The sequence below is a fragment of the Telluria sp. B2 genome (assembly GCF_051789535.1).
GTDB lineage: Bacteria > Pseudomonadota > Gammaproteobacteria > Burkholderiales > Burkholderiaceae_D > Telluria.
In genome coordinates, this window is record NZ_CP196525.1 from 1463096 (window position 1) to 1489954 (window position 26859).

A 26859-nucleotide genomic window follows, 5' to 3' on the forward strand; every position below is an offset into this window, starting at 1 on the left:
CAAGGAAGCGAAAGGTTTTATGCGAGCGCAAGCAGGCTGCGTGCAGGATGGAAAGGCTCTAGTCCTTGCGCGGATACTTGCGGCGTTCGTGATGGCGGCGGTGCTGGGGCGACTGCAAGGCGCGCGCGAGGATCGAACGCGGTACGTTGCAACTGTCGAGGTACTTGAACGCGAAATCGACGCCGCGGATATCGACCAGGTACAGCGCGTATTCCGCGGCCAGGGCGGTTTGCTCATCGGTTCTTCGTTGCATCATATCCATCTCCCATGCCCAGCACTGCCGGTACGGGACGGGCTGTCCGGGCTGCGTTAGTACAATGGTATCGTCGTACCGGGTGCGCACATGTCGGCAAGTTGTTAGCAATTGTTTCGGCTGTAGGACGGATGGCATACCCGCTGCCGCCGCAGGACGCCCGGGCAGGCGCTGGCGTGCCGCTGCGTTCACGGCCGCAGGTACGGCAGGACCATGCGGGTCCGTCGAGCGCGCGTGCGGCGGATAAGGCGCGTTGTTGTTGCCTCGAGGGAGCCATTCACCCCGTGGCGCTGCGACCTCCAGGCATCGTGGAAGGCCAGGTGCCCTGGCGCTCCACGATGAAGCGCGCGGCCTCGTCGGCGCTCAGCGGACGCGCATACAGGAAGCCCTGGCCCTGGTCACAGCCGGCCTCGCGCAGCGCCTCGGCCTGGGCTTCGTCCTCGACGCCCTCGGCGATGACGCGCAGGTTCAGGCGGTGCGCCATGGCGGCAATGGCCTGCACGATGGCGCGCGAGTCGCTGCTGTCCTCGATGTCCTGGACAAAGGACTTGTCGATCTTCAGCTTGTCGATCGGCAGGCGGCGCAGGTAGCTGAAGCTGGAGTAGCCGGTGCCGAAGTCGTCGATGCTCAGCGTTACCCCGAGCGCCTTGAGCTTGTGCATGATGACCATGCTGCGTCCAGGATCGGCCATCGAGACGCTTTCGGTCAGCTCCAGTTCCAGCAGTTCAGGCCGCAGCCGGGCCGTCTCGAGCAATTCGCCGACGATGGCGACGACGTCGCTTTGCAGGAACTGGCGCGCCGACAGGTTGACCGCCACCGGCACTTCCGACACGCCGGCGCGGCGCCAGGCGACCAGCTGGTCGACCGCGCTCCTGACGATCCATTCGCCGATCGGCGCAATCAGGCCGGTTTCTTCGGCGATCGGCACGAATTCCTCGGGCGACACCACGCCATGTTCGGGATGGCGCCAGCGCAGCAGCACCTCGAAGCCGGCCAGCGCGCCGCTGTCGAGCGCGACCTTCGGCTGGTATTGCAGGAACAGTTCGTCGCGTTCGAGGGCGCGGCGCAGCTGGTTCTCGAGCGCCAGGCGGCGCCCGAGTTCGCGCCGCTGTTCGGGCGCGTAGCGTTCGATGCGCGCGCCGCCCAGGCTCTTGGCGTGGTGCATCGCTGTCATCGCGTTGTTGAGCAGGGTATCGGCATCCTGTCCGTCCTGCGGGAAGCAGGCGAAGCCGATGCTGCAGGTGAGCGAGAAATTGGCGTCCTTGCCGAAGGCGTGGCGACTGACTTCGCCCATCAGTTCATCCAGGCGTGCCTGCAGGCGTTCCTGGGTGCCCGGATCGTTGAGCAGCATCACGAATTCATCGTTGCCCGAGCGCGCCAGCATGTCGTCGGCGCGCAGACGCGATTGCAGGGCGCGCGTGACCGCGACCAGGGCCTGGTCCCCGACCACATGGCCGAGTACTTCGTTGACGCGCTTGAAACGGTCCAGGTTCAGGCAGGCGACCACGGCGCCGGCGCCCCCGGCCTGCCAGGCGGGAATGCTGGCGCCGATCGTGCGCAGCAAGGCCTGGCGGTTGGCCAGGCCGGTCAGCGCGTCGTGGGTGAGCAGGTATTTCACCTGGCCGGCGGCGGCCGGCACCGGCGCATGCGCGGCGTTGTGCAGCAATTGCTCGTGCAATTCCTGGGCGGCGCGCGCCAGCTGGCGGTGGTAGATCAGCTCCTCGACCATGCGCGCCAGCGTGTGCAGCTCGGACAACTGTTCCTCGCCGAACTGGCGCGGGCGCGTGTCGAGCACGCACAGCGTGCCCAGCCTGGCGCGCTCGACCGAATACAGCTGCACGCCGGCATAGAAGCGGATGCGAGGCGGGCCAGTGACGAGCGGGTTGTCGGCGAAGCGCGGGTCGCAGCTGGCGTCCTCGACCACCAGCGGTTCGTCGCTGAGAATGGCATGGCCGCAAAAGGAGACGTCACGCGAGGTGCTCTCGGCGGCGAAGCCGCAGCGCGACTTGAACCATTGGGTATCGTTGCCGACCAGGGAGACGAGTGCCGTGGGCACGTCGAGCAGCCTGGTGGCCAGGCGCGTGATCCGGTCGAATGCCTCCTCCGGTGCAGTGTGGAAAAGTTCGGTTGCATACAGCGCAGCCAGGCGCTTCGCTTCGTCGACCGGTAGGGGAGGTTTCCGCATATTTAACAATTCGCCGGTGCTGTCCGGTTCGTTTCGATGGGCTCATTACGCCAGAAACCAAGCGGATTTGCAATGCGAGCACGACTGGAACCGGATCGATCCAGGGGGGCGGATTGTAAAACGTTGCCGCTCGCGGATGGCTGCCGGACTCAGGCCAGGCCGGCCAGGCGGGCGTTGCGCGTACGTTCGAGGTTCAGGATGTAGCGTTGCACGCCGGCCATCGCCGAGCGCGAGATGTCGAGGAACTGGCAGCCGAGCCGACGCGTCCCCTGGTGGTGGCGCGAGAGGTCATGGCAATTGCGCACCTGGAGCGAGGTGTTCACCGTGCCGATGTCGGGCAGGGTGATGGCGCAGTCCTCGTAGACCTGGCCCACCTTGGAGTCGAGCAGCAGCGCGTCGTCGAGCAGCGAGATGCCGCCGCAGCTGATGTCGTGCAGGGACAGGGCGAGGTTGGTGCCGGAAGCGGCGTCGAGCGGAATGATGGCGCGCAGGGGCTTGCTCGACGGCGCCGGCATGCGGTAGTACTCGCGCCGTTGCAGGCGGATCAGGACTCGCGGCAGGTCGGCGTACAGGGCCGCCATGCCGTCGGCGTGTGTCATGCGCAAGCCCTCGGCGGCAAACAGGATGCGGATGTTGTCGAGCGCGGTATCACAGACCAGTCCAGGCGCGTCCAGGTCGAGCGCCGCGGCGTCGGCGGCCGGGCAGCCGAGCAGCAGGCCGGTACTGTCGATGTCGAGCATGCGCAAGGTGGCCAGGGGCGTCTCGGCGGTGGCCTTGTCGAACAGGCGCAGCGGCTGGTCTTCTGCGCTAATGCGCAGCAGCAGGGCATGGATCTCGGCGTACGATTCGACTGCAAAGTCTTGCCAATGTTCCAGTTCTAGGTCAGTCATCGCTTGCATCGGTAGCCGTCGGGCGAAAAAGTCGAGATGGTGTGCCTGTTCCGGCGATAGCCGACACCCATGTTTTCTTGCTGAGCCCATTATGATATAGCCAAGCTCAGCACTCTGCAATTTCCCTGTAGCAAACCCACTTGCCGCGCCAGCATTGCGCGCTCAAGAACGCCAGGAATTCCTGGACATGCATGACTTGTTCGCCTGCCGTCACCAGGCGGCCCTAGCTCAGGTTGGCGAGCGCTGCCAATTGTTGCGTCAAGTAACTGCTGGTAGTGGTCATGCTGGCCATCATCTTGTCCAGTGCTGCGAATTGCGCGCGGTAGCGCTGCTCGGTCACGGCCAGGCGCTGGGTAATGGCGACACGCTGCTTTTCCAGGTCCTTGATCGAAGCGTTGAAGCTGTTCGTATGGGTCGGCAGCGTGCCGACCGGGCTGAGGATGCGGCCGACGGCGGCGTCGATCTGGGCGCCGAAGCCCTTGTTGGTGCCGCTGGTCGAAAACAGCGCGCTCAGGTTCTTGTTCGGGTCGTTCAGCGCGGCGCTCAGCTTGGCCGTGTCGATGGCCAGGGTGCCATCGCGCTGCGAGGTGATGCCAATGTCGGGCAAGGTCGAGGCGCCGGACGCTGCGCCGGCGATCGCGCCGCCCAGGATGCCGCGCAGCTGGGTCTGGATCGCGCGCACCGTGCTGTCGCCGTTCAGGACTGCGCCCTTGCCGGTGGCGGTGTCGAAGGCGGTGGCGTCGCTCATCGCCTTGCTCAGGCTGTTGTACGAGGAGACGAAGGTCTCGATGTTCTTGCGCACGGTGTCGTTGTCGGCCGTGAGCGTGAGCTTGGTGCTGACGCCTTCCGCGCTGGTCTTGCTCAGGTTCAGGGTGACGCCCTGGATCGCATCGGTAATGGTGTTGGTCGGCTTCTTGATGGTGACCGAATCGATCACGACCTCGGCGTCGCGCGCCGGCACCGTTTCGCGCATGCCGTCGCTGGCGCCATTGTAGGCCAGGGCGCTCAAGGTCGTGCCGGCCGGGTCTTCCGTGCCATCGGCCGGCTTCGGCGGCGTCACGGTCAGCTGGATGGCGCTGGCTTCGCCGGTGGTTTTCGAGCTCAGCGACAGATAGTTCTTTTCGCCGTCGTTGATGATGCTGGCGGTGACGCCGGCATTGGCCGCGTTGATCGCGTCACGCACCCCGGCAAGGGTCTGGTTGCTGCTGTCGATGGTGATGCTTTGCGCCGGCCGGGCAGGGTCGGCCTTGAAACCGTCGCTGCCGTAGCTGCCCAGTGCAATCGTGATGGTGCCGGCGCCGACCTTGTCGCTGGTGGCGGCATAGCCGGTATTCGTGATCAGCTTCTGGGCCTGGGCCAGGTTCTTGACTTCGACGTCGTAGCTGCCGGCCGCCGCGCCCGTGCCGGCGCTGGCGCCAAGGATGGCGGCGTCGGCGACGCTGGCCTTGAGCGGCGACATCTGGGCTGGCGTGCTGAGCGCCTTGGCCGCAGTCTGGAATGCCGCCAGCGCGGACTTGAGCGTGCCAAAGGCCGACAGCTTGGCCTGGTAGCTGGCCTCCTTGGTGTCGAGCCGGGTCAGCGGCTGGCGCTCGACGGACATCAGCTGGGTAACCAGGCTGTCGACATCGAGGCCGGAGCCTATGCCTGCGGAACTGATGGTTGTCATGCGTGTCCTCCAATGAGTGGGCAATATACCGTGCCGATACGCCGGGCAAAGCGTGCTACAGAGGTGGTTTTACCGGCCAATTCGATGCCGTTCGATGCTGTGGGCTCAGACCTCGAGCTTGATGAGCATGCCCTGGGTACGCTCGAGCGCCTTGGCGATCTCGAGTGCTTCCTCGCTGGGCATCTGGCGCAGCACTTCGCGCGTTTCGCGGTCCACGACCTTGACAATCACGCGGTCGGTGTCGGCATCGACGGCGAACTCGATGCCCTGATTCGATGCGGGCAGCGACTGGTTGATGCGCTCGACGGCCTGCTGCACCTCGGCCTCGGCGGGTGGAGGGCCATCGGGGTGCTTGCGTGCGGCCTCGGTGTCCGCCACCGAGGAAGCCCCGGCCGCCGGCGCCGGAAGCTCGCGTTCGATGCCTTTCGTGCCCGGTACAAGACTGCTCGCAATTGGTCGGATTTCCATAGCGTTCCCTGTAAAGAAAAAAGCCCGGCCGATGATGCCGGCCGGGCGTGGGACTTCAGCTTGCTAGCGGCGGATTAACCACGCAGCAGCGACAGCACGCCATTCGGCAGCGAGTTGGCCTGGGCCAGCATCGCGGTGCCTGCCTGCTGCAGGATCTGGCCGCGGGTCATGTTGGCCGTTTCCGTGGCGAAGTCGGCGTCCTGGATACGGCTGCGCGCGGCGCTGGCGTTCTCGGTCGCGGTCGACAGGTTCGAGACGGTGGTGCTCAGGCGGTTCTGCACCGCACCCATGTTGGCGCGCTGCTCGGACACGTAGGCGATGGCCTTGTCGATGCGGCCGATGGCATCCTGAGCGCCCTTGGCGGTCGAAACGTCGATCTTGCCGCCCAGGGAAGGATCTGAACTGCTGAGTTGTTCGACCAGGCCGAGTTTTTTCAAGCCAGAACCACTGGTCCCGTCTTCTAACTTGATCGTCTCGCCGTTCTCACTGGACAGGTTGATAGTGCCACGGATGGCTATGGTGTTTGCCACTGCCGCCGGAGTCGACGCTCCATCGGAGGTTGGAATCAGCGTTCCAGTTGCCTTGGCCGTCATCGAAACCGTTATGGCCCCATTGTTAATAGTCGTGCCGTCGCCACCAATCACGATGTCGGCTCCGGTAGCAGACATTAAGTGTAGCTTTCCCGTCGTGGCATCGATTTCAGCGTTAATACCGTTGCTGGTACCGGCTTTAAAGGCATTTTGAATTGCCGTGGCCAGATCGCTTTCGGCCGTCGTCGAGGCACCGCTATCATCGGCAGTTAAGGCGTACGTTTTACCGTTGATAACGATTTTGTCGCTAGCGCTGGTGGCAGCGCTAAGATCAACGTATGCCTCGGTGCTGGCAGTAGCAGTTACACCGGTCTGGTCGCTTAGGGCATTAATGACTTGTGCCTTTTCGCCAGCAGTGAACGCGCTGCCGAAAGCGGCCTGGTTGAGCTCAACACCATTGATCTTCACCTTGTCGATGGTCGTGTCGAGAGCGCCGTGTTCGCTATTCAGGTTGACCAGGGCCTTGTCAGCGGTAGAGCTCACAGTGCTTGCAGTCGCGACGCCGCTTACCGCCCCTGCACCGGCGCTTGGGTTGAAACCAAAATGCTGGAGATCATCGCCGCCCAGCTTGATTTGCGAACCATCGTTGCTGGTCAGCTTCAGGGTACCTTCATAGTCCTTGCCAGTAGTGCCGTTAGACCCATCGAACGTATCGGCGTCGAGGCCGGCCGCCTTAGCAGCCGCTGCGCTGGAAGCAGTGATAGTGATCTTCGCACCATTCTCGCTCGTCAGCGTGAGAGCGCCCTTTTCGTCCAGCGAAGCGGTGATGCCGCCAACCTTTGCATTAATGTTGGAAACTAGCTCATTCATGTCCTTCGAGGCTGCAATGGCAATGCCCGTGCTTGGCATCGTACCATCTTGATTCTGGACATTAATGGTGATCTTGTCGGTATTGCCATTAAGAACACCGGTGCCAACACTCGAGCCCTTGACGACGTTGCTTGCGCTCGCGGTCACGTCGGTCGCTGCGCTCTGCTTGTTGATGGCGGCGGCAAATTCAACAGCCGAGTTGTCATCGTTGCTGTTGAACGTAATTGAGGTGCCATTGATGCTCAGGGATGAGTTCGTGAGTCCTGCCGCACTGTTGATGCGTGCGCTGTTCAGTTCTCCCGGTGAACCCACACTGCTGGCCAGGTTCATCGACTTGGTCGACACTTCGCCGATCGAGAACGAGATGGTCTGGCCGGCGTTCGCGCCCACCTGGAAGCTGTTGCTCTTGGCCGAGCCGTCCAGCAGCTTGATGCCGTTGAAGTTGGAATCGCCCGAGATACGGTCGATTTCCTGGTACAGCTGGTCGACTTCGTTCTGGATCGTGGCGCGTTCGGCGGTGCCGTTGGTGCCGTTCGAGGCCTGGACCGACAGGTCGCGCATGCGCAGCAGGATGTCGTTGATCGAGCCCATCGCGCCTTCGGCGGTCTGCGACATCGAGATGCCATCGTTGGCGTTGCGGCTGGCCTGCTGCATGCCGTTGATCTGGGCCGTCATGCGGGTCGAGATCGCCTGGCCGGCGGCGTCGTCCTTGGCGCTGTTGATGCGCAGGCCGGTCGACAGGCGCTGCAGGGAGGTTGCCAGCGAAGATTGCGAGGTCGACAGGTTACGCTGTGCGTTGAGCGAGGAAATATTGGTATTAATGACGTTAGCCATCTGTTTCTCCAGTCTTGCTGATATGGTTGGGCGACATGCCGCGGTTCACGCAGGTTTGCCTCACTGTTCCGAGCTGTTCAACCCGCTGCTGAAACTGGTAACGGACGCCTCTCGAAAAAGTTGAGCGTGAGAACGAAAAATTTTTCTTTTTTTTTCGCACCCATTCCGTTGAGGCCATGACCCGCGGATCCAGCCAGGGTGTGAGGATGGCATCGGCGACATGCCGGCGCGTATAATTTCCCTCCATTCGCTCGGTGTTGCGGGCACACAAGGAGATTGCATATGAAGCAACTGGCGTTGGTGGTGATTGCGCGCGACGAGGCCCACTGCATTGCACGCTGCCTGGAGTCTGCCCGTTCCCTGGTCGACGAGATGATCGTCCTGGACACCGGTTCGCGCGACGCGACGGCGGCCATCGCACGCGATTGCGGCGCGCAAGTGCACGAATTCGCCTGGTGCGACGACTTCGCCGCCGCCCGCAACGCGGCGCTGGCCCTGTCTTCCTGTGCCTGGAACCTGGTGCTCGACGCCGACGAGTGGCTGGAGTCGGCCGATCGCGCCGCGCTCGACGCGGTGCTGGCCGGCCCGCCGCTGCTGGGCCTGTTACCCGTGGCCAGTGCGTTCGAGCTGCAGGGCCGGATCGCGCACAGCACCTCCTGGATAGCCCGCCTGCTGCCGCGCGGCGTGCACTATGCCGGACGCATCCACGAGCAGCCGGTGTCCGGCCTGCCGCGCCAGCGCCTGGCGTTGGCAGTGCGCCATGACGGCTACCTGCAGCAGCAACTGGCCCGCAAGCGCGGGCGCAACGAAGCGCTGCTGATGCGCGCACTGGAAGAGGCGCCGCAGGACGCCTATTTGCTGTACCAGATCGGCAAGAACCACGAGGTCGAAGCCGACTTCGAACAGGCCGTGCCGCGCTACCGCGCTGCGCTTGCGCTGGCGGCTCAGGAGGCGCCGTTTCGTCATGACCTGGTCGTGCGCAGTATCTATTCCCTGAAGAAGGCGCAATTGCACGAGGAAGCGATCGCGCTGGCGGACCAGGAGATGGCCAACTGGCACGACTCGCCCGACTATTATTTCGCCCTCGGTGATCTGTTGCTGGACTGGGCCGCCCTCAACCCAGGCGCGATGGAAGAATTGCTGCCAATGGTGGAAGCGAGCTTCCTGCGCTGCCTGGAAATCGGCGAGCAGCCGCAGCTGGAAGGCGCGGTCAGCGGGCGCGGCTCGCACCTGGCGGCGCATAACCTGGCCGTGCTCTACGAGAGCCTGGGCGAGGCCGAGCGCGCCGCTCCCTACCGTCGCCTGGCGCAGGGCTGAGCGCAGGGCGGATTCAATCCGCCACCACCACCCGGTTCTTTCCGCTCTGCTTGGCCTGGTACATGGCCCGGTCGACGCGCGCCAGCAGCGCGGCCTGGTCTTCGTTGGGCAGGCGCAGTGCGACGCCGGCCGAGAAAGTGATCAACAGCTTTTCGTTGTCGTGCAAAAAGAAGTGCCTGGTGAGTTCGCGCTGCAGGCGCACCATGGTGTGCACGGCGGCCTCGACCGGGGTTTCCGGCAGCATGATCATGAATTCCTCGCCGCCGTAGCGCGCGATCACGTCGATCGAACGCAGCGCGCTTTTCACGACTTTCGCCAGGTGGCGCAAGGCGTTGTCGCCGGCCAGGTGGCCATAGGTATCGTTGAGCTTCTTGAAGTTGTCGAGGTCGAGCAGGGCCACGCACAGCGGCGTGCCGCGGCGGTCGGCGCGTGCGCTCTCGCGCTCGAACACGTCGTCCAGGCCGCGCCGGTTGAGCGTCCCGGTGAGCTGGTCCTCGCGCACCAGTTCGCTCATGTGCTGCAGCTTCGCTTCCAGTTCCCGGATGCGGCCTTCCGCCTCCTGAACCTCGCGGTGCGCGGCCAGCATGCGGTCGCGCGAGGCCAGCGCTTCTTCCTGGGCCTGGCGGGTCTCGCGCAGCACGGCGTCGAGCACTTCGTTCAGTTCCGTGATGTCGGTGGCGTGGCGGATGCGCTCGGAAAATCCGCCCAGCTTCTCGTGGAAATCGCCGGTCGATGCCGCCACCGAACCGAGGCGGTCGATGAAGGTCATCATCATGTTCTTGACGGTGGCCTTCACGTCCGACAACCCGTGCCTGAGCTGGCCCTGCTTGTAGATCACGTCCTTCAGGCTGCGCGTGGCGTCTTCCAGCGCGCGCGCATCGATGGGACCGGCGATCAGTTCCTGCACGGCGGCGATCTGGCCGCGCATCCAGCTGTCGTCGTCCAGTAGTTCGCTGACGTTTTCCAGCAGCAGCTTGAACAGGCGCAGCAGCAGTTCCTGCTGCTCGGCCGCGTCGCCGGTGTGCAGTTCGATCCGGAAGCACAGTTCCTTCAGGCGCGCCGCGATTTCCTGCAATGCCGCCTCGCTGTGGGTGATTTTTACCGCCGCGCCGAGCGATTCGGCTTCGCCCGCCAGCGCCGGACTGGCCGACAGCAGCGAGGCCAGCGCGAAGGCCAGCGTGCGGCTGAGCAGTTCGCGCAGCACGATGGCGTCCTTGCTCTCCATGCCGTAGGTGATGCCGGGTGGAATGCCGCGCCGCAGGTGCCTGTCGACCAGCTGCGACAGCGTGCGCGCATAGGCCTCCCAGTTGCGTCCCTTGACCGCGTGGTTCAGGCGGCGCCCGTACTCGGCCAGCTCGCCCGGGGTCTCGGTCAACTGGACAGCGAAACCGCCCAGCACTTCTTCCGGGGCCGGTCCGGTCAGGGGGAGGGGGGGCACGACCGCCTTCGGGATGCCGGCGATCTCGTTGTAGATGTCGCGGTAGGCGTCGGGCGTGGGCGCGATGCGCCGCGTCGCCAAGCGGCGGAAGGCCTCCCGGGCGATCTCGACGGGGGGCTGGGTTGTGGGCGAGTTGGACATGTGCAGCTAGTATTTACTTAGTATATCGCAATGATAAGCAGGTTTTCTTTTCGTCATCTCGGGAAAAGAAGCCAAAAAGCATCTTACTTAGCAGCAATGCTAATGTCGATTACTCAACAAGCTGGTTGCGGATCGCGTAGGAAGTCAGTTCGGCGCTGGTCTTGAGCTTCATCTTGGCCAGCAGGCGTGCCCGGTATTCGCTGATCGTCTTGACCGACAGCGACAGTTCGCGCGCGATCTCGCTGACTGTCTTGCCGGAGGCGATCATGGTCAGGGTCTGGAACTCGCGGTCGGACAGGCTGTCGTGCACCGGCGCCTCGTGGTCCGCCCCGACCTGGGCCGCCAGCGCCTGGGCCAGGGTGGCGCTGACGTACTTCTGTCCGGCAGCGACCTGGCGGATCGCGGTGACCAGTTCGCGCGGCGCGCTCTGCTTGGTGAGATAACCGGCCGCGCCCGCCTTCAGGGCGCGGATCGCGTACTGGTCCTCGCGGTGCATCGACAGCATCAGCACCGCCAGTTCAGGGCGTTCCGCCTTGATCTGCTTGAGGACTTCGATGCCGTTGCGGTCGGGCAGGGAGATGTCGAGCAGCATCACATGGCAGCGCGACTTGCGAAACAGCTTGATGGCGTCGAGCCCGTTCTCGGCCTCGCCGGCGACGATGATGTCGCGCTGCTCGGCCAGGATCTGCTTCAGGCCTTCGCGCACGATGGCGTGGTCGTCGGCAATGAAAACGCGGATGGTTGCTTTGTCGGTCATTGTTACCTGTTGTCGAATCTTGCTTCGCTTCTTGCGCTACTTCTGGTGTCGCTGCGCGCGGCCACCGGGGTCAGCCTGATCTTGATGGTCACCATCGTGCCACCTCCGGGCGCCGGCGACAAGGTCAAGGTGCCGCCCAGGGCCCGCGCCCGCTCGCTCATGCCGCGCAGTCCGAAGGAGTGCGGCTTGAGGCGGTCGGCCGGCGCGATGCCGCGCCCGTTGTCGCAGATGGCAAGCGTCAGGTGCTGGCGCTGGCGCCGCAGCGTGACCGTCACCCGGGTCGCGCCGGCATGCTTGGCCACATTCGTGAGCGCTTCCTGGAAGATGCGGAACAGCGCCGCCGCATGGTCGGGATCGAGTTCGCGCTCGAGATCGAGCGCACGCTCGACGCCGTGAAAGATGCAGGCAATGCCCATCTGTTTCTCGAACTCGCGCGCCTGCCACTCGAGCGCGGCAACGATGCCGAGATCCAGCGTGGAAGGCCGCAGGTCGAGCGAGATGCGGTGCACCGCCTCGATCGTGCGGTCGACCAGGTCGTCGAGGTAGCCGGCCTTTTCGAGCAGCCCTGGCTGGTCGTCGGGCAGGCGCGCGCTGAGCATGGCGAGCGCCATCTTGATGGCGGTGAGGTTGCCGCCCAGGTCGTCGTGGATTTCGCGTGCGATGCGGGCGCGCTCCTGTTCCTTCACCTGCTCGATGTGGTCGGTCAGTTCGGCCAGCCGCGCGCGCGAGCGCAGTACTTCCTGCTGTTCGTTCTTGCTCTCTGTAATGTTGGTCATGATGCCGTCCCACTGCACCGCGCCCCCGGGAGCGGGATGGGGCGTGGCGCGCAGGTTGATCCACTTGACGTCCTTCCAGGCATCGATCCAGATCCGGCCCTCCCAGTTCCAGGCCGACAGGCTGGCTTTCGACACCGCCATGGCCTCCAGGTAGCCCTTGCGGTCTTCCGGCAGGACCAGGCGCAGGAACAGGTCGGGATCGGCCTGCAGCGCCGCCGGCTGCACGCCGAGCAGGGCGGCGCAGCCCTCGCTCAAATAGGGAAAGGCGTGGCGACCGTCGGCGCCGAGCACGAACTGGTAGACCAGCCCGGGCGTATGGTTGACGATGGCGTTGAAGCGGGCCTGGTACTGGGCCAGCGCGGCGCTCGCAGCCTGTTCGAGCGAGAGGTCGTCGCCGATCGCCAGCAGCAGCGCGCGGCCGTCGCGCTGGATGCGCAGGAAACTCAGCTTGGCGGGATAGGTGCTGCCGTCGGCGCGGCGCAGGCGGGTGCGCAGGCAGCGCTGTTCGCCGATCTCATCGCCCAGCCCGGCAAGCAGGTCGGCGAGCGCGGCGCCGTCCAGGTCCGGTGCGACCCGCACGATGTCCATCCCGCGCAGCGCGGCCCCGTCGTAGCCGAGGTTCTGGCGGGCGCAATCGTTCAGGTCGACCAGGGCCAGGGTGGCGGGGTCGATCAGGTAGATCTCGGAGGCGGCCGCCTGCATCGGGGCGGCAAGGGAAAGCTCGGCGGTGTTCATGGGCGTTCGGCTTCCGTGGTTTTGCGGCGGCGCCGCCACAGCGAGACGAAGCGGCGCAGGGCGCGCGCGGTGCGGGTGGCATGGCGGCTGCCGAAAGGCACCGACGGCCGCAGCTGGCGCCGCAGGCGGCGCAGGGTGCGGCGCAGCGCGCTCTGCATGCCGGACACGCTGCGGCGCACGCGGCGCCAGGCGGGGCTGGCGCGCAGGCGATCGATGAGATGGTCCTTGAACATGATGAAGCGATTGTGCCACCGTGCAAACCAGGCCAGCGCCAGCAAGGCCGGCAGGGTCAGCACGTAGAGCCGCGCCACCACCACGGCACCGCCGAGCTTGGCGATGACGAAGGTGGCCACCCCCCATAGCGGGTGGCCGTGGGCGATCGCCAGCAGGGCCAGCAGCTTGACCGGCAACAGCATCAGGCCGGGCAGGGCGAAGACCAGCAGCGCTGGATAGGGCGGCAGGCGGCGCACCCGGTTTTCCAGCCAGGCCAGCGGCGGCCAGTCGGCCAGCCCGGCGGCGCAGCGGCTGCCCAGGCGCCACAGCCATTCCTCGAGCAGGAGCAGCAGCGCGGCCAGGTGGAGCAGGGGCGCGAGCAGCGTTCGGCGGGAAGCGGAGGTGGCTTTCATTCCCGTCATCATACGATAAACCCGCAGGCAAACCTGCGGCGCTTCCGGCGCCATGGCATTACAATAAGACTTATGAATAAGGCATTTGTAAAAGAGTCCGACAACGACGACGACGACGAAGCCGTCGCGCTGGCGCAGGCGATTCCCGCCGGCGCCAAGAACTACATCACCCCTGCCGGCTATAAAGCCATCAAGGACGAGCTGCTGCAGCTGATCGACGTCGAGCGGCCCGAGGTCGTGCGCGTCGTGCACTGGGCCGCCTCGAACGGCGACCGCTCGGAGAACGGCGACTACATCTACGGCAAGCGCCGCCTGCGCGAGATCGACCGCCGCATCCGTTTCCTCACCAAGCGCATGGATTCGGCCTTCGTCGTCGATCCGAGTGTCCATTATGGAAACGATCAAGTCTTTTTTGGCGCTACTGTTACTTATTTGAATACGGCCGGCGAGGAGCACACGGTGACCATCGTCGGCGTCGACGAGCTCGACCCGCTGCGCGGGCGCATCAGCTGGGTTTCGCCGGTGGCGCGCGCGCTGACCAAGGCGCGCGAGGGCGATGTCGTCACGCTGCAGACGCCGCAGGGCGTCGACGAGCTGGAAATCCTGAGCGTGGAGTATCCGGAGCCGGTCACGGACTGAGTGTCCGGCAAGGCCTGCAGGGCAGGATTCCGAAGGGGCGTTGCAACGCCCCGGTTTTTGTCGGGCGCGCCAGACGGGATGGCCCCTGGCTGGTAAGATGCATGATTTGGCGCGTCCCGGCCCTTCATGAACCAAATCCACGACACCGCACGCGAGTCCGACGTCCTGGCCGCGCTGCGGCAGGCCACGGCCGCGCGCCACGAACGCCTCGACAGCGGCCTGCCGCTGTCCGCACCCGACGCCACCTTGGCCGACTATTCCGCCCACCTGCAGTTGCTGCGCGCCTGGCTGGCGCCGCTGCAAGACTGGCTGGCGGGCTTCGACAATGGTCCGCAAGGACCGTCCGGCCTCCCGGCCGCCCCCCATCTCGCCCTCATCGAGGCCGACCTGGCCGATCCCGCGCTGGCGGGCCAGGCCACGCCGCCGGTCGCCGCGCATACCGCCTGGCCGGACGGCGCCAGCGCCGCCTACCGCTGGGGCGTGGCCTACGTGGTCGAGGGCTCTCAGCTGGGCGGCGCCGTGCTCTACAAGCGCCTCGCCGGCCAGCTTGCCCCGCATCCGCTGCGCTACCTGCGCGGCGCCGGCGTAGAGGGCCCGGGGCCGCGCTGGCGCGCCTTCATGGGAGCGTTGCGCGCCGAGGTGCGCAGCGAGGAAGAGCTTGCCGAGGCCTGCGCCGGGGCCTGCGATGCGTTCGACCGTATCCTGGGGCTGGCCTTTGGCAAGGTTTGATGCCGCGGCCGCTCGTCGCCTGGTTCGTGCAATTGCTGTTCCGGCACCGTCACCGGGTGCTGCGTCGCCGCTTCGGCCAGGGACTCAGGGAATCCGCCGCGCATGGCGGAAGCGGGCGTAGCGGTTCACGAGGTCGTTGATCAGCTGTTCGCGCGTGTAGCCGGTCACGTCGTGCGGCTGGTCGCCCTCGGAGCTGTTGGCCATGACCCGGTAGTGCCGGCGCTCCGGGTCCCTGCCCCTGGTCTCGGCCCAGGCGAAGCTGGGCGAGCGGAAGCTCCGTACGCGGATGGTGTAGCGGAACAGTCCGCGGTCGCCGTGCGGCACGTCCAGGTCGAGCCGGTCGTCCTGTTGCCGCGACTCGGGCTGGAAGCCGTTCTCCCGCATCTGTTCGGCGACCGCCTCCAGCGCCGGACGCGCGGTGTCGTCGAGGAAGGCCGTGATCTCCTTCCTGTCGTAGAAGTGCGTGATGCTGGCCAGGCGCTGCTGCCAGCTCAGGCCGTCGGTGTCCGGCGGCGCATCTGCTGCGATCGACAGGTCCATCGAGGAGCCTTTCGACTCCGTCTGCAGGGCGCGCAGCAGGCCGTAGCAGATGAACAGCATCACGACGGCGAAGGGCAGGGCGCTGGCGAGCGCGGCGGTCTGGAGCGCTTCCAGCCCCCCGGCCAGCAGCAGCACGGCGGCCACGACACCGGCGCAGACGGCCCAGAAGATGCGCTGCCATACTGGCGGATTGGGGGCCGCGCCGGAGGTGATCATGTCGATCACCAGCGCGCCGGAGTCGGCCGAGGTCACGAAGAAGGTGATCACGAGCAGGGTCGCGAGTCCGGAGGCGATTACCGAGAAGGGCAACTGCTCCAGCACTGTGAACAGCGCCACCGGCATGTTGTCGGCGACCGTCTGCACGATCGGCGCGGCGCCGGAGAGGTCGAGCGCGATGGCCGTATTGCCGAACACGGTCATCCACAGGAAAGTGAACAGCACCGGCACCAGCAGCACGCCGACGACGAATTCGCGGATGGTGCGCCCGCGCGAAATCCGCGCGATGAACATGCCGACGAATGGCGACCAGGAGATCCACCAGCCCCAGTAGAACAGCGTCCAGTCGCCCAGCCAGGCGTTGGGCTCGTAGGCGTACATCCGGAAGGTGCGCGACACGACGGCGCTCAGGTAGGTGCCGACATTCTGGACGAAGGCCTCGAGCAGGAAGACGGTCGACCCGACGGCCAGCACGAAAACGAGCAGCGCGATCGCCAGGAGGATGTTCAGCTCCGACAGGATTTTCACGCCCTTGTCGAGCCCCGAACCGGCCGACAGGGTCGCCATGCCGGTGATGACGACGATCAGCACGACCTGGACCGTGGTGTTGACGGGCAGGCCGAACAGGTGGGAGAAGCCGGCATTCACCTGCAGCACGCCAAAACCCAGCGAGGTGGCGACACCGAACATGGTGCCGAGCACCGCGAAGATGTCGATGGCGTGGCCGATCGGGCCGTGGATCTTCTTGCCGATCAGCGGGAACAGGCCCGAGCGCAAGGTAAGCGGCAGGCCGCGCCGGAACGCGAAATAGGCCAGCGCCAGCCCGACCACGATGTAGATCGCCCAGGCGTGCACGCCCCAGTGGAAGAAGGTCAGGACCATCGCCTGGCGCGCCGATTCGATGTTGCGCCCTTCGCCCACGGGCGGCTGCGCATAATGCTGGATCGGCTCGGCCACGCCGAAGAACAGCAGGCCGATGCCCATGCCGGCACTGAACAGCATGGCGAACCAGGACAGGTAGCTGTATTCGGGTTCGCTCTCGTCCGGCCCGAGCTTGACGTCGCCGTAGCGGCTGATCATGAGGAAGAGCACGAAGATCAGGAAGGCGGCGACGGCCACGATATAAAACCAGCCGAAATCGCGCACGATGCCGGCCTGCAGCATGGCGAACAGGCTGCCGGCGCGCTTCGGGAACAGGGCGCCGAACAGCGCGAAGGCGAGGATGAGCGCGGCCGAGATGAAGAAGACAGGCGGGTTGACCTGGATTCTCGGCCGGGAAGGAGGAGCGGAAGCGGGACCGGAAACGTCCGGCAGCACAGGGTCAGTCATCGATTGGCATTCCTTGACGGTCCCGGCGAAGCGGGACGGGCGGGGCGCTGCCCCGCCAGTTGACGATGGCCACCCGAGGGGAGGCGTGCAGGGAACCGGCGTACGGAAGGCGCGCAAGCGCCTGCGCCGTTCCGCTTCCTCTGTCTTGCCAAGTTTACCACTCGGGCATGGCGCTGCCGGGTACGATTGGCGGCGCGCGCCTGGCGGGGAGGGCGCCGGCCCTGCGCGGACCAAAAAAAGCCACGCGAGGTGGTAATGCCGTTCAGTTAAGCTGGAAATAGCTTGGTTCGGGCAGGCATCGTAGGGTGGGCACTCCGTGCCCACGCGTTACGTGCACCTCCTTCGTCTGCTGGCAGGAATTTTTCGCCCGCTAAGGTCAATCCTGGCCCGCTTCCATTGCACACTTTGCGGGCGAAATGTCGCCGCATGTGACTGCCGGCCACGTGCGTAACGCGTGGGCACGGGGTGCCCGCCCTACGACTACTGCGCGGACCAAAAAAAGCCCACGCGAGGTGGGCTGTTCGTCCTTGCCGTGCGGTGCCGTGACGCGGCGTCAGGCCCGCTCGCGCTCCACGCGGTTGACGCCCGCCACGCGCCGCAGGTTGCGGATCAGGTGGGCCAGGTGCACGCGGTCCTTCACCTGGATGGTGAAGCGCAGCTGGGTCATCATGTTCTCGTCGTCCTCGTCCATGCCGACGTAGGTGATGTTGCCGTCCGATTCGCCGATCTCGGCCGCCACGCGCGCGAGGATGCCCTTCTCGTTGTTGATCAGCAGGCGGATGCGGCAGTCGAAGCGGCGGTTCAGCTCTTCGCCCCATTGCACGGCGATCCAGCGGTCCGGTTCCTTGGCGCGCAGGCGCTTGGCCGGCAGGCAGTCGGCCGTGTGCACCACCAGGCCCTGGTCGCGTCGCAGCTGGCCGGCGATCTGGTCGCCCGGGATCGGCAGGCAGCAGGGCGCCAGCTGTACCGACACGCCTTCGCTTCCGTAGATCGTGACCGGGTCGATGTCGCCGGCGAGCGGCGCGCTGGACGGCAGCACGTCGGCTTCGCCTTCCATCAGGCCGAAGATGTGGCGCGCCACCAGCGCCGGCATGCGCTTGCCGATGCCGATGTCGGCGTACAGCTCGTCCATCGACTTGGCCGAGGACTCGGCCAGCAGCTTGTCGATGGTGCTGGCCGGCAGCTCGGGCTTGATGCCGCGCGCGGCCAGCGCCTGGGCCAGCAGTTCCTGGCCCAGCTCGACCGATTCGTTGACGTTCACCGTGCGCAGGTGGTGGCGGATCGCCGAGCGCGCCTTGCCGGTGCGGACATAGCTGAGCCAGGTGGGGCTCGGGCGCGAACCCGGGTCGGTGACGATCTCGACGATGTCGCCGTTGTGCAGCTCGGTGCGCAGCGGCTGGGTCTCGTTGTTGATCTTGACGGCCACGCAGTGGTCGCCGATACCGGTGTGGATCGAGTAGGCGAAGTCGAGCGCCGTGGCGCCGCGCGGCAGGGCGATGATCTTCGACTTCGGCGTGAAGACATAGACCGAGTCCGGGAACAGGTCGACCTTCACGTGCTCGAGGAACTCGGCCGAGTCGCCGGTCTGCTGCTGGATGTCGAGCAGGGACTGCAGCCAGGCGTGGGTGCGCTGCTGCAGGTCCGACATGTTCTGGTCGCCGGTCTTGTACAGCCAGTGCGCCGCCACGCCGCTTTCCGCGGTGCGGTGCATGTCCTGGGTGCGGATCTGGAATTCGACCGGGGTGCCGTAGGGGCCGATCAGGGTGGTGTGCAGCGACTGGTAGCCGTTGATCTTGCGGATCGCGATGTAATCCTTGAACTTGCCGGGCATCGGCTTGTAGAGCCCGTGCAGGGTGCCGAGCGCCACGTAACAGTTCGGGATGCTGTCGACCACGATGCGGAAGCCATACACATCGAGCACCTGCGAGAACGACAGGTGCTTGTTGCGCATCTTTTTATAGATGCCGAACAGGGTCTTTTCGCGGCCGTAGACTTCGGCATGGATGCCGGCCATGGCCAGCGTCTGCTTGACTGCCTCGAGGATCTTCTTGACCACTTCACGGCGGTTGCCGCGTGCCGCCTTCACCGCTTTCGACAGCGTGCGGTAGCGCAGCGGGTAGAGGTGCGAGAAGGCCAGGTCCTGCAGTTCGCGGTAGATGTTGTTCAGGCCGAGGCGGTGCGCGATCGGCACATACACTTCCATCGTCTCGCCGGCGATGCGGCGCTTCTTGGCCGGGGCCATCACGCCCAGCGTGCGCATGTTGTGCAGGCGGTCGGCCAGCTTGATGAGGATCACACGCACGTCCGAGGCCATGGCCAGCAGCATCTTGCGGAAGTTTTCCGCCTGCGCTTCGACCAGGCTCTGGAACTCGATCTTCTCCAGCTTGGACAGGCCGTCGACCAGGTTCGCGACCTGGGGGCCGAAGCGCTCGAGCAGCTCTTCCTTCTTGACGTCCTGGTCTTCGATGACGTCGTGCAGCAGGGCGGCCATGATGGCCTGGGCGTCGAGCTTCCACTCGGCGCAGATCTCGGCCACCGCGATCGGGTGCGAGATATAGGGTTCGCCCGACTTGCGCACCTGGCCGAGATGCATCTCGTCCGAGAAGCGGTAGGCTTCCTTGACCTTTTTCAGCTCGACGGGGGTGAGGTAGTCGGAGAGTTTATCGATCAGCTGCGTGACCGATGCAACGCCGATGGCCGTGGGCTCGGCGGTTTCTTGCGGCCTGCCCGGGCGCTTGGCCCGGGCGGGGGTATTGCCTGAATGAGTCGAATCCGGGGTAGACAGGTTCATACGCTATGTCGATCAGCCGCAGTGTGGTGACAGAATAACAGAATTACGGGCCGACGATTTTGAGTGCGTTTTCAGCAGACCCCGAGGGCCTCGCCCTGTCCTTACATCGGAACCTTTTTCAGCATTTCCAGGCCGACTTTACCGGCGGCGATTTCGCGCAGCGCGACGACGGTCGGCTTGTCCTTGGCTTCGACTTTCGGGGTGTGGCCCTGCAGCAGCTGGCGCGCACGGTAGGTGGCGGCCAGGGTCAGCTGGAAGCGGTTCGGGACGTTTTTCAGGCAATCTTCGATGGTGATGCGGGCCATGTTTTAACTCCAAAAATGGATAGGTGCAGCGGCGCGGACGACGCGGCAGACATTACGGTTGTTGCAGTGCGTGGATTCCCAGCTGGGCAAACAGCGAGGCGTTGCGGGCGGCCTGTTGGGCGAAGCGGCAACGTGTCGCTTGGACAATCGCCCGCAGCTCGGCCAGGGCGACGTTGAACTCTTCGTTGATGATAGCATATTCGAACTCCGGAGCGTGAGCGATCTCACCCCCGGCAGCCAGCAGGCGGCGCGTGATGATGTGCGGTTCGTCGGTGCCGCGCTTGTGCAGGCGTTCTTCCAGGGCCGCGATCGACGGCGGCAGGATGAAGATGCCGGCCGCGTCCGGGAACTGCTTCTTCACCTGGCGCGCGCCCTGCCAGTCGATTTCCAGCAGGATATCGGTGCCGGTCTTCATTTCCTTTTCCACGGTCAGGCGGCTGGTGCCGTAGTAATTGCCGTGCACTTCGGCCCATTCGAGGAACTCGCCGCGTTCGGCGCGCGCCACGAAGTCCTCGGCGGTGGTGAAGTGGTATTCGCGGCCGTCCTGTTCGCCCGGGCGCGGCGGACGCGTGGTGGTCGAGATCGACAGCTTGATGCCCGGCTCCTGCGCCAGCAGCGCGTTGACCAGGGTCGACTTGCCGGCGCCGGAAGGCGCGGCGACGACGAACAGGCTGCCGGAGAAAGCGGTGGTGAGCATGGTGTATTCCTTTGATTCTGTGTTCTTGGTGGCGGCGTTTGTTGCCGCGATTGTTCATGATATAGCTGAACGCGTGGACGGCAAAGCCGTCCACCCTACGGGTTTGACGGAAACGTATCCGATATACCAGTAGGGTGGACGGCTCCGCCGTCCACGCGTCCAGGCGGCTGCGACATCATCGCGCCGCCATTTGCATTGTATTTACTCCAGGTTCTGCACCTGCTCGCGCATCTGCTCGATGAGCAGCTTCAGCTCCATCGACGCGTCCGCCAGCTCCTTCACCGAGGCCTTGGCGCCGAGCGTGTTCGCTTCGCGGTTCAGCTCCTGCATCATGAAGTCCAGGCGCTTGCCGACCTGGCCGCCCTTTTTCAGGATGTGGCGGGTCTCGGCGAGGTGGGCCGACAGGCGCGACAGCTCTTCCGAGACGTCGATGCGGATGCCGTACAGCGTCACTTCCTGGCGGATGCGCTCGAAGACTTCCTGGCGGCTCAAGACCGATGGATTGCCGTGGCCGGCAAGGCCCAGCGCGTCCTGCATGCGCTCGACCGCCTTTTGCTGGAACTGCGCGATCACCTGCGGGATGAGCGGGGTGATGCGCTTGACGATCGCTTCCATCGCATCGATGCGCGAGAGCAGCATCGCTTCCAGCGCCGCGCCCTCGCGCTTGCGGCTTTCCACGAACGCGGCAATCGTCTTCGCGGTGAGGGCGGCCACGTCCGCCTGCAGCGACTCCTGGCCGACGTGCGACTCCTCGATCACGCCGGGCCAGCGCAGCAGCTCGGCCACCGACATCAGGGGCGCCGACACGAAGTGGCGCGTGACCTCGCCCTGCAGCCGCGCCAGGTCGGCCAGCAGTTCGTGGTTCAGCGCCTGGGTGCCGCCGGCGGCCTTGCGCCCGAACGACAGGCGGGCTTCGACCTTGCCGCGGGTGATGGCGGCCATGATCGCGGCGCGCAGGTCCGGTTCCAGCGCGCGCAGCTCGTCGTTGATGCGGAACTGAAGATCGAGGAAGCGCGAATTGACGCTCTTGATCTCGATCGTGAGGGTGCCGGCAGCGCCTTCGCTGGTGGCGACCGCATAACCTGTCATGCTTGAAATGCTCAATGGAGTCCCCGGTTTGTAGAGTGTCCGTAAAACCCCATCGCGTCCTTGCATTCGTCTCGCTGTATTGACGATTTGTCTGCAGCGATGCGCCAGGCGCTGAGGTTTTTGCTGGAAGCTCTTTATTCTTTACAAAGCCGACATTTATCCACACAATCGCCGTGTTATGCAAGGAACTCTTCAGTATGGCCGCACAAAATAACGCACCCTTGCCGGATGGGCTGGAGATTGCCGGATATCGCATTGTAAAGAAAATCGCGTCTGGCGGGTTCAGTATTGTCTATCTTGCACATGATGCCGAAGGCAATGCGGTGGCCATCAAGGAGTACCTGCCGAGCGCGCTCGCACTGCGCCAGCCGGGCGAACTCGCGCCCACGGTCGCCAAGCCCAACCAGCCGCTGTTTCGTATCGGCCTGAAGTGTTTCTTCGAGGAGGGCAGGGCGCTGGCCCGCATCGTTCATCCGAACGTGGTGCGCATCCTGAACTTCTTCCGCGCCAACGAGACGGTCTACATGGTGATGGCCTACGAATCGGGCCACTCGCTGCAGGAACACATCGCGCGCGTGATGGGCAAGGGCAGCCGCCTGAACGAAGCCTTCATCCGCAAGGTCTTCAACGGCGTCTGCCATGGCCTGCGCGAAGTCCATGCCAACAAGCTGCTGCACCTGGACCTGAAACCGGCCAACATCTACCTGCGCAGCGACTGCTCGCCGATCCTGCTCGACTTCGGCGCCGCGCGCCAGGCCATCAACAAGGACCTGCCCATGCTGGCGCCGATGTACACGCCGGGCTTCGCGCCGCCCGAGCTCTACACCAAGGGGACGCCGCTCGGGCCCTGGTCGGATATCTACAGCATCGGCGCGGCGCTGTTCGCCTGCATGGGCGGCGCGCCGCCGCAGGCGGCCGATGCGCGCAGAAGCGAAGACAAGCTGCCGGCCCAGTTCGAGCGCGTGAGCACCACCTATTCTCCGGAACTGGTCAAGGTGGTGCGCGCCTGCCTGGCACTCGACCCGATGGCGCGTCCGCGCAGCGTGTTCGAAGTGCAGAAGGTGCTGCAGGCGGCGCCGGCCCGGCCGATCGCGGAGGAAGTTCCACCAGCGCCCGTGCTTGCGGCCGGCGGCTTGCGCGGCCTGTTCGGACGCCTCGGGGGGCTCGGGCGCACGAAGATCGGCAGCACCGAATAAGGGAACAACATGCAGTTTTCCGTCTACCAGCAAAGCCACATCGGCGCGCGCCGCGTCAACCAGGACCGCATGGGCTACTGCTTCACGCGCGACGCCCTGCTGCTGGTGCTGGCCGACGGCATGGGCGGCCACCTGCACGGCGAGATCGCGGCGACCATCGCGATGCAGACCCTGTCGATGATGTTCCAGATGCAGGCGCGTCCCGTCGTCAAGAAGCCCGAGCGCTTCCTGGAAGAGGCCCTGACGCAGGCGCACCGCGACATCCATGCCTACGCGGCGCGCCACAAGCTGCCCGACACCCCGCGCACCACGGTGGTGGTCTGCCTGGTACAGCACAACTGCGCGCTGTGGGCGCATTGCGGCGACTCGCGCCTGTACTGGCTGCGCGGCGAACAGGTGCTGGCGCGCACGCGCGACCACTCGCACCTCGAATACCTGGTCGAGAAAGACAAGATCGCCCCGGTGGACGCGGCCAGCCATCCTGACCGCAACAAGCTCTACAACTGCCTGGGCGCGCAGACGCCGCCGCGCATCGAGCTGTCGCGCCAGGCCGGGCTGCAGACGGGCGACGTGCTGCTGCTGTGCTCGGACGGCCTGTGGTCGACCGTGCCCGACATCGACATCGTGCGCAAGCTGGCCGCGATGTCCGTGGTGCAGGCGGTACCCGAGCTGGTGGCGACTGCCGTGGCGCGCGGTGGCGCGCGCGGCGACAACACGACCGCGCTGGCGATCCGCTGGCAGGGCGCGGACAATGCCGATGCGAACCTGCCGAACGTGATCTCGACCCAGATGCTGGCAGACGACCAGGTCGGCAGCACCATTGCCGGCGCCGTGGCCCTTGCCGACCCGGCGCTGGAACTCGATCCCTTCGACGAGGACGCGATCGAAAAGGCGATCGCCGAGATCAACCAGGCGATCGAGAAGTCATCCCAATTACTCAAATAAACCGAGGTTCACCATGACTCATGCAACCCGCCCGAGCGGCCGCGCCGTCGACCAGCTGCGCGACATCCGCATCACCCGCCAGTACACCAAGCACGCCGAAGGTTCGGTGCTGATCGAATGCGGCGACACCAGGGTGATCTGCACCGCCAGCATCGAAGAGAAGGTGCCGGGCTTCCTGAAAGGGAAGGGGCAGGGCTGGCTGACCGCCGAATACGGCATGCTGCCGCGTTCGACCCACAGCCGCATGGACCGCGAGGCCGCGCGCGGCAAGCAGTCCGGCCGCACCCAGGAAATCCAGCGCCTGATCGGCCGCTCGCTGCGCGCCGCCTTCGACCTCGAAGCCTTCGGGGAGCGCACCCTGCACCTGGACTGCGACGTGATCCAGGCCGACGGCGGCACCCGCACCGCCTCGATCACCGGCGCGATGGTCGCGGCATATGACGCGTTCAACAAGCTGGTGGCGCAGGGCGTCCTGGCAGCCGTGCCGGTGAAGCACTTCGTGGCCGCGATCTCGGTCGGCGTCTACCAGGGCATGCCGGTGCTCGATCTCGACTACCTGGAAGACTCCGGCTGCGACACCGACATGAACGTGGTGATGACCGAGCTTGGCCACTTCGTCGAAGTGCAGGGCACGGCCGAAGGCGTCGCTTTCGACCGCGCCGGCATGGACCGCCTGCTCGACCTGGCCGAGGCCGGGATCGCGGACCTGGTGCGCCTGCAGAAGCAGGCGCTGGGCATCGCCGGCTGAGCTGCGGCATTCGCGCTCGCACGCCGCGTGTCCCGTAGGGTGAGCACGCCGTGCCCACGCGTTACGTGCTCTTCCGCGAGTCCGCTGCGCAAATGCGTCACCTCGCAACACATGCAAGCAAAGCAGGCGTCAACATGACGCTTGTGGACACGCTGCCCTTGTGCGCATGGTTCGGTCCCAGCCCGGCGAACAATGATCATGTATTCGCGTGGGCACGGAGTGCCCACCCTACGGTTCGCGCCAATGGCTCCGGCATCGGCGCGCTAAATCACGAAAAGGTAAAATACCCCCTTCGCTCCATCCCTCCCGCCACCACCATGACCCAACGCCTCATCCTCGCCTCGAACAACGCCGGCAAACTCAAGGAATTCCAGCAGATTCTCGGCCCGATCGGCTTCACGCTGCACCCGCAGGGCGAATTCAACGTGCCCGAAGCCGAGGAGCCGCACGCGACGTTCGTCGAGAACGCCCTGGAAAAAGCACGCCATGCGTCGCGCCTGACCGGCCTGCCGGCCCTGGCCGACGACTCGGGCGTGTGCGTGAACGCGCTCGGCGGCGCCCCCGGCGTGTACTCGGCGCGCTTCGCCGGCGAGCCGAAGTCCGACGCGCGCAACAACGAGAAACTGGTGGCGGCGCTGGCGGATAAAGCCGACAAGTCGGCCTATTACTACTGCGTGCTGGTCTACGTGCGCCACGCCGACGATCCGCAGCCGGTCATCGCCGATGGCCGCTGGGATGGCGAAATCATCGCCACCCCGCGCGGCGAGAACGGCTTCGGCTACGACCCGTACTTCCTGATCCCGGCGCTGGGCAAGACCACGGCCGAACTCACGCCCGCCGAAAAGAACGCGCAATCGCACCGCGGCCAGGCCCTGCGCGCACTGGTAGAGAAACTGAAATGATCCCGATTAAAATTGTAAGTGCCGCACCGGCAGCTGAGCCGCGCTCACCTGCCTCCGCTGCATTGCAATACCTGCAGCCGGGCGCCCTGAACCTGGCGGCGCTGCCGCCGCTGTCGCTCTACATCCACTTTCCCTGGTGCGTGCGCAAGTGCCCGTATTGCGACTTCAATTCGCACGAGGCCAAGGGCGAGCTGCCGGAAAAAGACTACCTGGATGCCGTGCGCCTCGACCTGGAGCAGTCGCTGCCGCTGATCTGGGGCCGCAAGATCCACACGGTCTTCATCGGCGGAGGCACCCCGAGCCTGATGTCGGCCGCCGGCATGGACCGCCTGCTGTCGGACGTGCGCACCCTGCTGCCGCTGGAGCTGGACGCCGAGATCACGATGGAGGCCAATCCGGGCACCTTCGAAGTCGAGAAGTTCCGCCACTACCGCGACAGCGGCGTGAACCGCCTGTCGATCGGCATCCAGAGCTTCAACGGCGAGCACCTCAAGGCACTGGGCCGCATCCACGACGAGCGCGAAGCGCTGCGCGCGGTGGAGATCGCGCGATCTACTTTTGAGAACTTCAACCTCGACCTGATGTACGCGCTGCCCGGGCAGACCCTGGAGCAAGCGCGGCAGGACCTGCAGACCGCGCTGTCCTTCGCGCCGCCCCACCTGTCGCTGTACCACCTGACGATGGAGCCGAACACGGTCTTCGCCAAGTATCCGCCGCAGCTGCCCGACGACGACACCAGCGCCGACATGCAGGACATGATCGCGGAGGCCACTAGCGCCGCCGGCTTCGACCACTACGAGGTGTCGGCCTATGCGCAGGCAGGCCGGCGCGCGCGCCACAACCTGAACTACTGGACCTTCGGCGACTACCTCGGCGTGGGCGCGGGGGCGCATTCGAAGATCTCCTTCCCGCACCGCGTGCTGCGCCAGGCGCGCTTCAAGCAGCCGAACTCCTTCATCGAGGCCGCGAAACGCGGCAACCCGGTGCAGGAAGAACACGAGATCGCGCGCGCCGACATGGGCTTCGAGTTCATGCTCAACGCGCTGCGCCTCACCGGCGGCTTCGACCCGAACCTGTTCGGCGAGCGCACCGGCATGAGCATCACCACGATCAGCAAGGCGCTCGATGCGGCCGAGGCCAAGGGCCTGCTCTACCGCGACTTCAAGCTGATCCGCCCGACCGAGCTGGGCCAGCGTTTCCTGAACGATCTGCAGGAGATGTTCCTGAACGAAGCCGGCTAAGACGCC

The 26859-nt window shown here is 65.5% G+C and carries 23 protein-coding genes; 8 read left to right on the forward strand and 15 right to left on the reverse strand.

From position 1 onward, the window contains the following. Positions 1–58 precede the first annotated feature (58 nt). From ACSUZJ_RS06595 to ACSUZJ_RS06620, 6 genes are all read right to left on the reverse strand, one after another. Entirely contained in the window at positions 59–256 is a 198-nt protein-coding gene (locus ACSUZJ_RS06595) for a hypothetical protein (RefSeq protein ID WP_499414443.1), read from the reverse strand. A gap of 274 nt (positions 257–530) precedes the next feature. After that, the gene (locus ACSUZJ_RS06600; RefSeq protein ID WP_499414445.1) at positions 531–2438 is read right to left on the reverse strand and encodes a putative bifunctional diguanylate cyclase/phosphodiesterase; all 1908 of its coding nucleotides are present in this window, start codon (positions 2436–2438) and stop codon (positions 531–533) included. Between the two features lie 149 nt (positions 2439–2587). Beyond that, positions 2588–3328, reverse strand: a complete 741-nt coding sequence (locus ACSUZJ_RS06605; protein ID WP_499414447.1) for a flagellar brake protein — start codon at positions 3326–3328, stop codon at positions 2588–2590. A 223-nt stretch (positions 3329–3551) separates the two neighbouring features. Further along, positions 3552–4994: a flagellar filament capping protein FliD gene (fliD, locus tag ACSUZJ_RS06610; protein ID WP_499414449.1), complete on the reverse strand. Its 1443-nt coding sequence runs from the start codon at positions 4992–4994 to the stop codon at positions 3552–3554. A gap of 105 nt (positions 4995–5099) precedes the next feature. Continuing rightward, positions 5100–5462 carry a flagellar protein FlaG gene (locus tag ACSUZJ_RS06615; RefSeq protein WP_499414451.1) on the reverse strand — a complete coding sequence of 121 codons (363 nt, stop codon included), beginning with the start codon at positions 5460–5462 and terminating at the stop codon, positions 5100–5102. Positions 5463–5536: 74 nt separating this feature from the next. Then, positions 5537–7696, reverse strand: a complete 2160-nt coding sequence (locus ACSUZJ_RS06620; RefSeq protein ID WP_499414453.1) for a flagellin N-terminal helical domain-containing protein — start codon at positions 7694–7696, stop codon at positions 5537–5539. Between the two features lie 282 nt (positions 7697–7978). On the opposite strand from ACSUZJ_RS06620, the gene ACSUZJ_RS06625 reads away from it, so the two are divergent. Continuing rightward, on the forward strand, positions 7979–9013 hold the full coding sequence (locus tag ACSUZJ_RS06625; protein WP_499414455.1) for a glycosyltransferase: 1035 nt from the start codon (positions 7979–7981) through the stop codon (positions 9011–9013). A 13-nt stretch (positions 9014–9026) separates the two neighbouring features. On the opposite strand, the gene ACSUZJ_RS06630 is transcribed toward ACSUZJ_RS06625, so the two are convergent. The 4 genes from ACSUZJ_RS06630 to ACSUZJ_RS06645 all read right to left on the reverse strand — a co-directional run bounded on the left by ACSUZJ_RS06630 (position 9027) and on the right by ACSUZJ_RS06645 (position 13486). Continuing rightward, positions 9027–10592 carry a GGDEF domain-containing protein gene (locus ACSUZJ_RS06630; protein WP_499414457.1) on the reverse strand — a complete coding sequence of 522 codons (1566 nt, stop codon included), beginning with the start codon at positions 10590–10592 and terminating at the stop codon, positions 9027–9029. Between the two features lie 109 nt (positions 10593–10701). Then, positions 10702–11349: a response regulator gene (locus ACSUZJ_RS06635; RefSeq protein ID WP_499414459.1), complete on the reverse strand. Its 648-nt coding sequence runs from the start codon at positions 11347–11349 to the stop codon at positions 10702–10704. A gap of 2 nt (positions 11350–11351) precedes the next feature. Next, the gene (locus ACSUZJ_RS06640; protein ID WP_499414461.1) at positions 11352–12860 is read right to left on the reverse strand and encodes a sensor histidine kinase; all 1509 of its coding nucleotides are present in this window, start codon (positions 12858–12860) and stop codon (positions 11352–11354) included. Then, entirely contained in the window at positions 12857–13486 is a 630-nt protein-coding gene (locus ACSUZJ_RS06645; protein WP_499414463.1) for a hypothetical protein, read from the reverse strand. The genes ACSUZJ_RS06640 and ACSUZJ_RS06645 overlap by 4 nt, the downstream gene beginning before the upstream one ends. Before the next feature lie 72 nt (positions 13487–13558). On the opposite strand from ACSUZJ_RS06645, the gene greB reads away from it, so the two are divergent. Next, positions 13559–14125 carry a transcription elongation factor GreB gene (gene greB / locus ACSUZJ_RS06650; RefSeq protein ID WP_499414465.1) on the forward strand — a complete coding sequence of 189 codons (567 nt, stop codon included), beginning with the start codon at positions 13559–13561 and terminating at the stop codon, positions 14123–14125. A 126-nt stretch (positions 14126–14251) separates the two neighbouring features. Beyond that, positions 14252–14854: a biliverdin-producing heme oxygenase gene (locus ACSUZJ_RS06655; RefSeq protein WP_499414467.1), complete on the forward strand. Its 603-nt coding sequence runs from the start codon at positions 14252–14254 to the stop codon at positions 14852–14854. Positions 14855–14938: 84 nt separating this feature from the next. On the opposite strand, the gene ACSUZJ_RS06660 is transcribed toward ACSUZJ_RS06655, so the two are convergent. From ACSUZJ_RS06660 to ACSUZJ_RS06680, 5 genes are all read right to left on the reverse strand, one after another. Then, positions 14939–16939 carry a BCCT family transporter gene (locus tag ACSUZJ_RS06660; RefSeq protein WP_499414469.1) on the reverse strand — a complete coding sequence of 667 codons (2001 nt, stop codon included), beginning with the start codon at positions 16937–16939 and terminating at the stop codon, positions 14939–14941. 553 nt (positions 16940–17492) lie between these two features. After that, on the reverse strand, positions 17493–19730 hold the full coding sequence (locus ACSUZJ_RS06665; RefSeq protein WP_499414471.1) for a RelA/SpoT family protein: 2238 nt from the start codon (positions 19728–19730) through the stop codon (positions 17493–17495). A 101-nt stretch (positions 19731–19831) separates the two neighbouring features. Next, positions 19832–20035: a DNA-directed RNA polymerase subunit omega gene (gene rpoZ, locus ACSUZJ_RS06670; protein WP_005665923.1), complete on the reverse strand. Its 204-nt coding sequence runs from the start codon at positions 20033–20035 to the stop codon at positions 19832–19834. 52 nt (positions 20036–20087) lie between these two features. Continuing rightward, the gene (gene gmk, locus ACSUZJ_RS06675) at positions 20088–20732 is read right to left on the reverse strand and encodes a guanylate kinase (RefSeq protein WP_499414474.1); all 645 of its coding nucleotides are present in this window, start codon (positions 20730–20732) and stop codon (positions 20088–20090) included. Positions 20733–20933: 201 nt separating this feature from the next. Further along, on the reverse strand, positions 20934–21821 hold the full coding sequence (locus tag ACSUZJ_RS06680; protein WP_499414476.1) for a YicC/YloC family endoribonuclease: 888 nt from the start codon (positions 21819–21821) through the stop codon (positions 20934–20936). Positions 21822–22018: 197 nt separating this feature from the next. Between ACSUZJ_RS06680 and ACSUZJ_RS06685 the strand changes: the two genes are divergently transcribed. The 5 genes from ACSUZJ_RS06685 to hemW all read left to right on the forward strand — a co-directional run bounded on the left by ACSUZJ_RS06685 (position 22019) and on the right by hemW (position 26853). Further along, positions 22019–23017, forward strand: coding sequence for a serine/threonine protein kinase (locus ACSUZJ_RS06685; RefSeq protein ID WP_499414478.1), 999 nt, complete (start codon positions 22019–22021; stop codon positions 23015–23017). Between the two features lie 9 nt (positions 23018–23026). Continuing rightward, positions 23027–23962 carry a PP2C family protein-serine/threonine phosphatase gene (locus tag ACSUZJ_RS06690; RefSeq protein ID WP_499414480.1) on the forward strand — a complete coding sequence of 312 codons (936 nt, stop codon included), beginning with the start codon at positions 23027–23029 and terminating at the stop codon, positions 23960–23962. A 13-nt stretch (positions 23963–23975) separates the two neighbouring features. Then, positions 23976–24710, forward strand: coding sequence for a ribonuclease PH (gene rph / locus ACSUZJ_RS06695; RefSeq protein WP_499414482.1), 735 nt, complete (start codon positions 23976–23978; stop codon positions 24708–24710). 317 nt (positions 24711–25027) lie between these two features. Next, the gene (gene rdgB, locus ACSUZJ_RS06700) at positions 25028–25612 is read left to right on the forward strand and encodes an RdgB/HAM1 family non-canonical purine NTP pyrophosphatase (protein WP_499414484.1); all 585 of its coding nucleotides are present in this window, start codon (positions 25028–25030) and stop codon (positions 25610–25612) included. Then, the gene (hemW, locus tag ACSUZJ_RS06705) at positions 25609–26853 is read left to right on the forward strand and encodes a radical SAM family heme chaperone HemW (protein ID WP_499414486.1); all 1245 of its coding nucleotides are present in this window, start codon (positions 25609–25611) and stop codon (positions 26851–26853) included. The genes rdgB and hemW overlap by 4 nt, the downstream gene beginning before the upstream one ends. Positions 26854–26859: the final 6 nt, after the last annotated feature.

Coding starts and splice junctions, on each gene's coding strand:
- ACSUZJ_RS06620 (WP_499414453.1), bottom strand. CDS start 7,696: ATGGCTAACGTCATTAATACCAATATTTCCTCGCTCAACGCACAGCGT.
- ACSUZJ_RS06685 (WP_499414478.1), top strand. CDS start 22,019: ATGGCCGCACAAAATAACGCACCCTTGCCGGATGGGCTGGAGATTGCC.
- ACSUZJ_RS06655 (WP_499414467.1), top strand. CDS start 14,252: ATGAACCAAATCCACGACACCGCACGCGAGTCCGACGTCCTGGCCGCG.
- ACSUZJ_RS06600 (WP_499414445.1), bottom strand. CDS start 2,438: ATGCGGAAACCTCCCCTACCGGTCGACGAAGCGAAGCGCCTGGCTGCG.
- ACSUZJ_RS06690 (WP_499414480.1), top strand. CDS start 23,027: ATGCAGTTTTCCGTCTACCAGCAAAGCCACATCGGCGCGCGCCGCGTC.
- ACSUZJ_RS06660 (WP_499414469.1), bottom strand. CDS start 16,939: ATGACTGACCCTGTGCTGCCGGACGTTTCCGGTCCCGCTTCCGCTCCT.
- rdgB (WP_499414484.1), top strand. CDS start 25,028: ATGACCCAACGCCTCATCCTCGCCTCGAACAACGCCGGCAAACTCAAG.
- ACSUZJ_RS06625 (WP_499414455.1), top strand. CDS start 7,979: ATGAAGCAACTGGCGTTGGTGGTGATTGCGCGCGACGAGGCCCACTGC.
- ACSUZJ_RS06645 (WP_499414463.1), bottom strand. CDS start 13,486: ATGAAAGCCACCTCCGCTTCCCGCCGAACGCTGCTCGCGCCCCTGCTC.
- gmk (WP_499414474.1), bottom strand. CDS start 20,732: ATGCTCACCACCGCTTTCTCCGGCAGCCTGTTCGTCGTCGCCGCGCCT.
- hemW (WP_499414486.1), top strand. CDS start 25,609: ATGATCCCGATTAAAATTGTAAGTGCCGCACCGGCAGCTGAGCCGCGC.
- ACSUZJ_RS06630 (WP_499414457.1), bottom strand. CDS start 10,592: ATGTCCAACTCGCCCACAACCCAGCCCCCCGTCGAGATCGCCCGGGAG.
- ACSUZJ_RS06595 (WP_499414443.1), bottom strand. CDS start 256: ATGATGCAACGAAGAACCGATGAGCAAACCGCCCTGGCCGCGGAATAC.
- ACSUZJ_RS06615 (WP_499414451.1), bottom strand. CDS start 5,462: ATGGAAATCCGACCAATTGCGAGCAGTCTTGTACCGGGCACGAAAGGC.
- ACSUZJ_RS06635 (WP_499414459.1), bottom strand. CDS start 11,349: ATGACCGACAAAGCAACCATCCGCGTTTTCATTGCCGACGACCACGCC.
- ACSUZJ_RS06665 (WP_499414471.1), bottom strand. CDS start 19,730: ATGAACCTGTCTACCCCGGATTCGACTCATTCAGGCAATACCCCCGCC.
- rph (WP_499414482.1), top strand. CDS start 23,976: ATGACTCATGCAACCCGCCCGAGCGGCCGCGCCGTCGACCAGCTGCGC.
- fliD (WP_499414449.1), bottom strand. CDS start 4,994: ATGACAACCATCAGTTCCGCAGGCATAGGCTCCGGCCTCGATGTCGAC.
- greB (WP_499414465.1), top strand. CDS start 13,559: ATGAATAAGGCATTTGTAAAAGAGTCCGACAACGACGACGACGACGAA.
- ACSUZJ_RS06640 (WP_499414461.1), bottom strand. CDS start 12,860: ATGAACACCGCCGAGCTTTCCCTTGCCGCCCCGATGCAGGCGGCCGCC.
- ACSUZJ_RS06605 (WP_499414447.1), bottom strand. CDS start 3,328: ATGACTGACCTAGAACTGGAACATTGGCAAGACTTTGCAGTCGAATCG.
- ACSUZJ_RS06680 (WP_499414476.1), bottom strand. CDS start 21,821: ATGACAGGTTATGCGGTCGCCACCAGCGAAGGCGCTGCCGGCACCCTC.
- rpoZ (WP_005665923.1), bottom strand. CDS start 20,035: ATGGCCCGCATCACCATCGAAGATTGCCTGAAAAACGTCCCGAACCGC.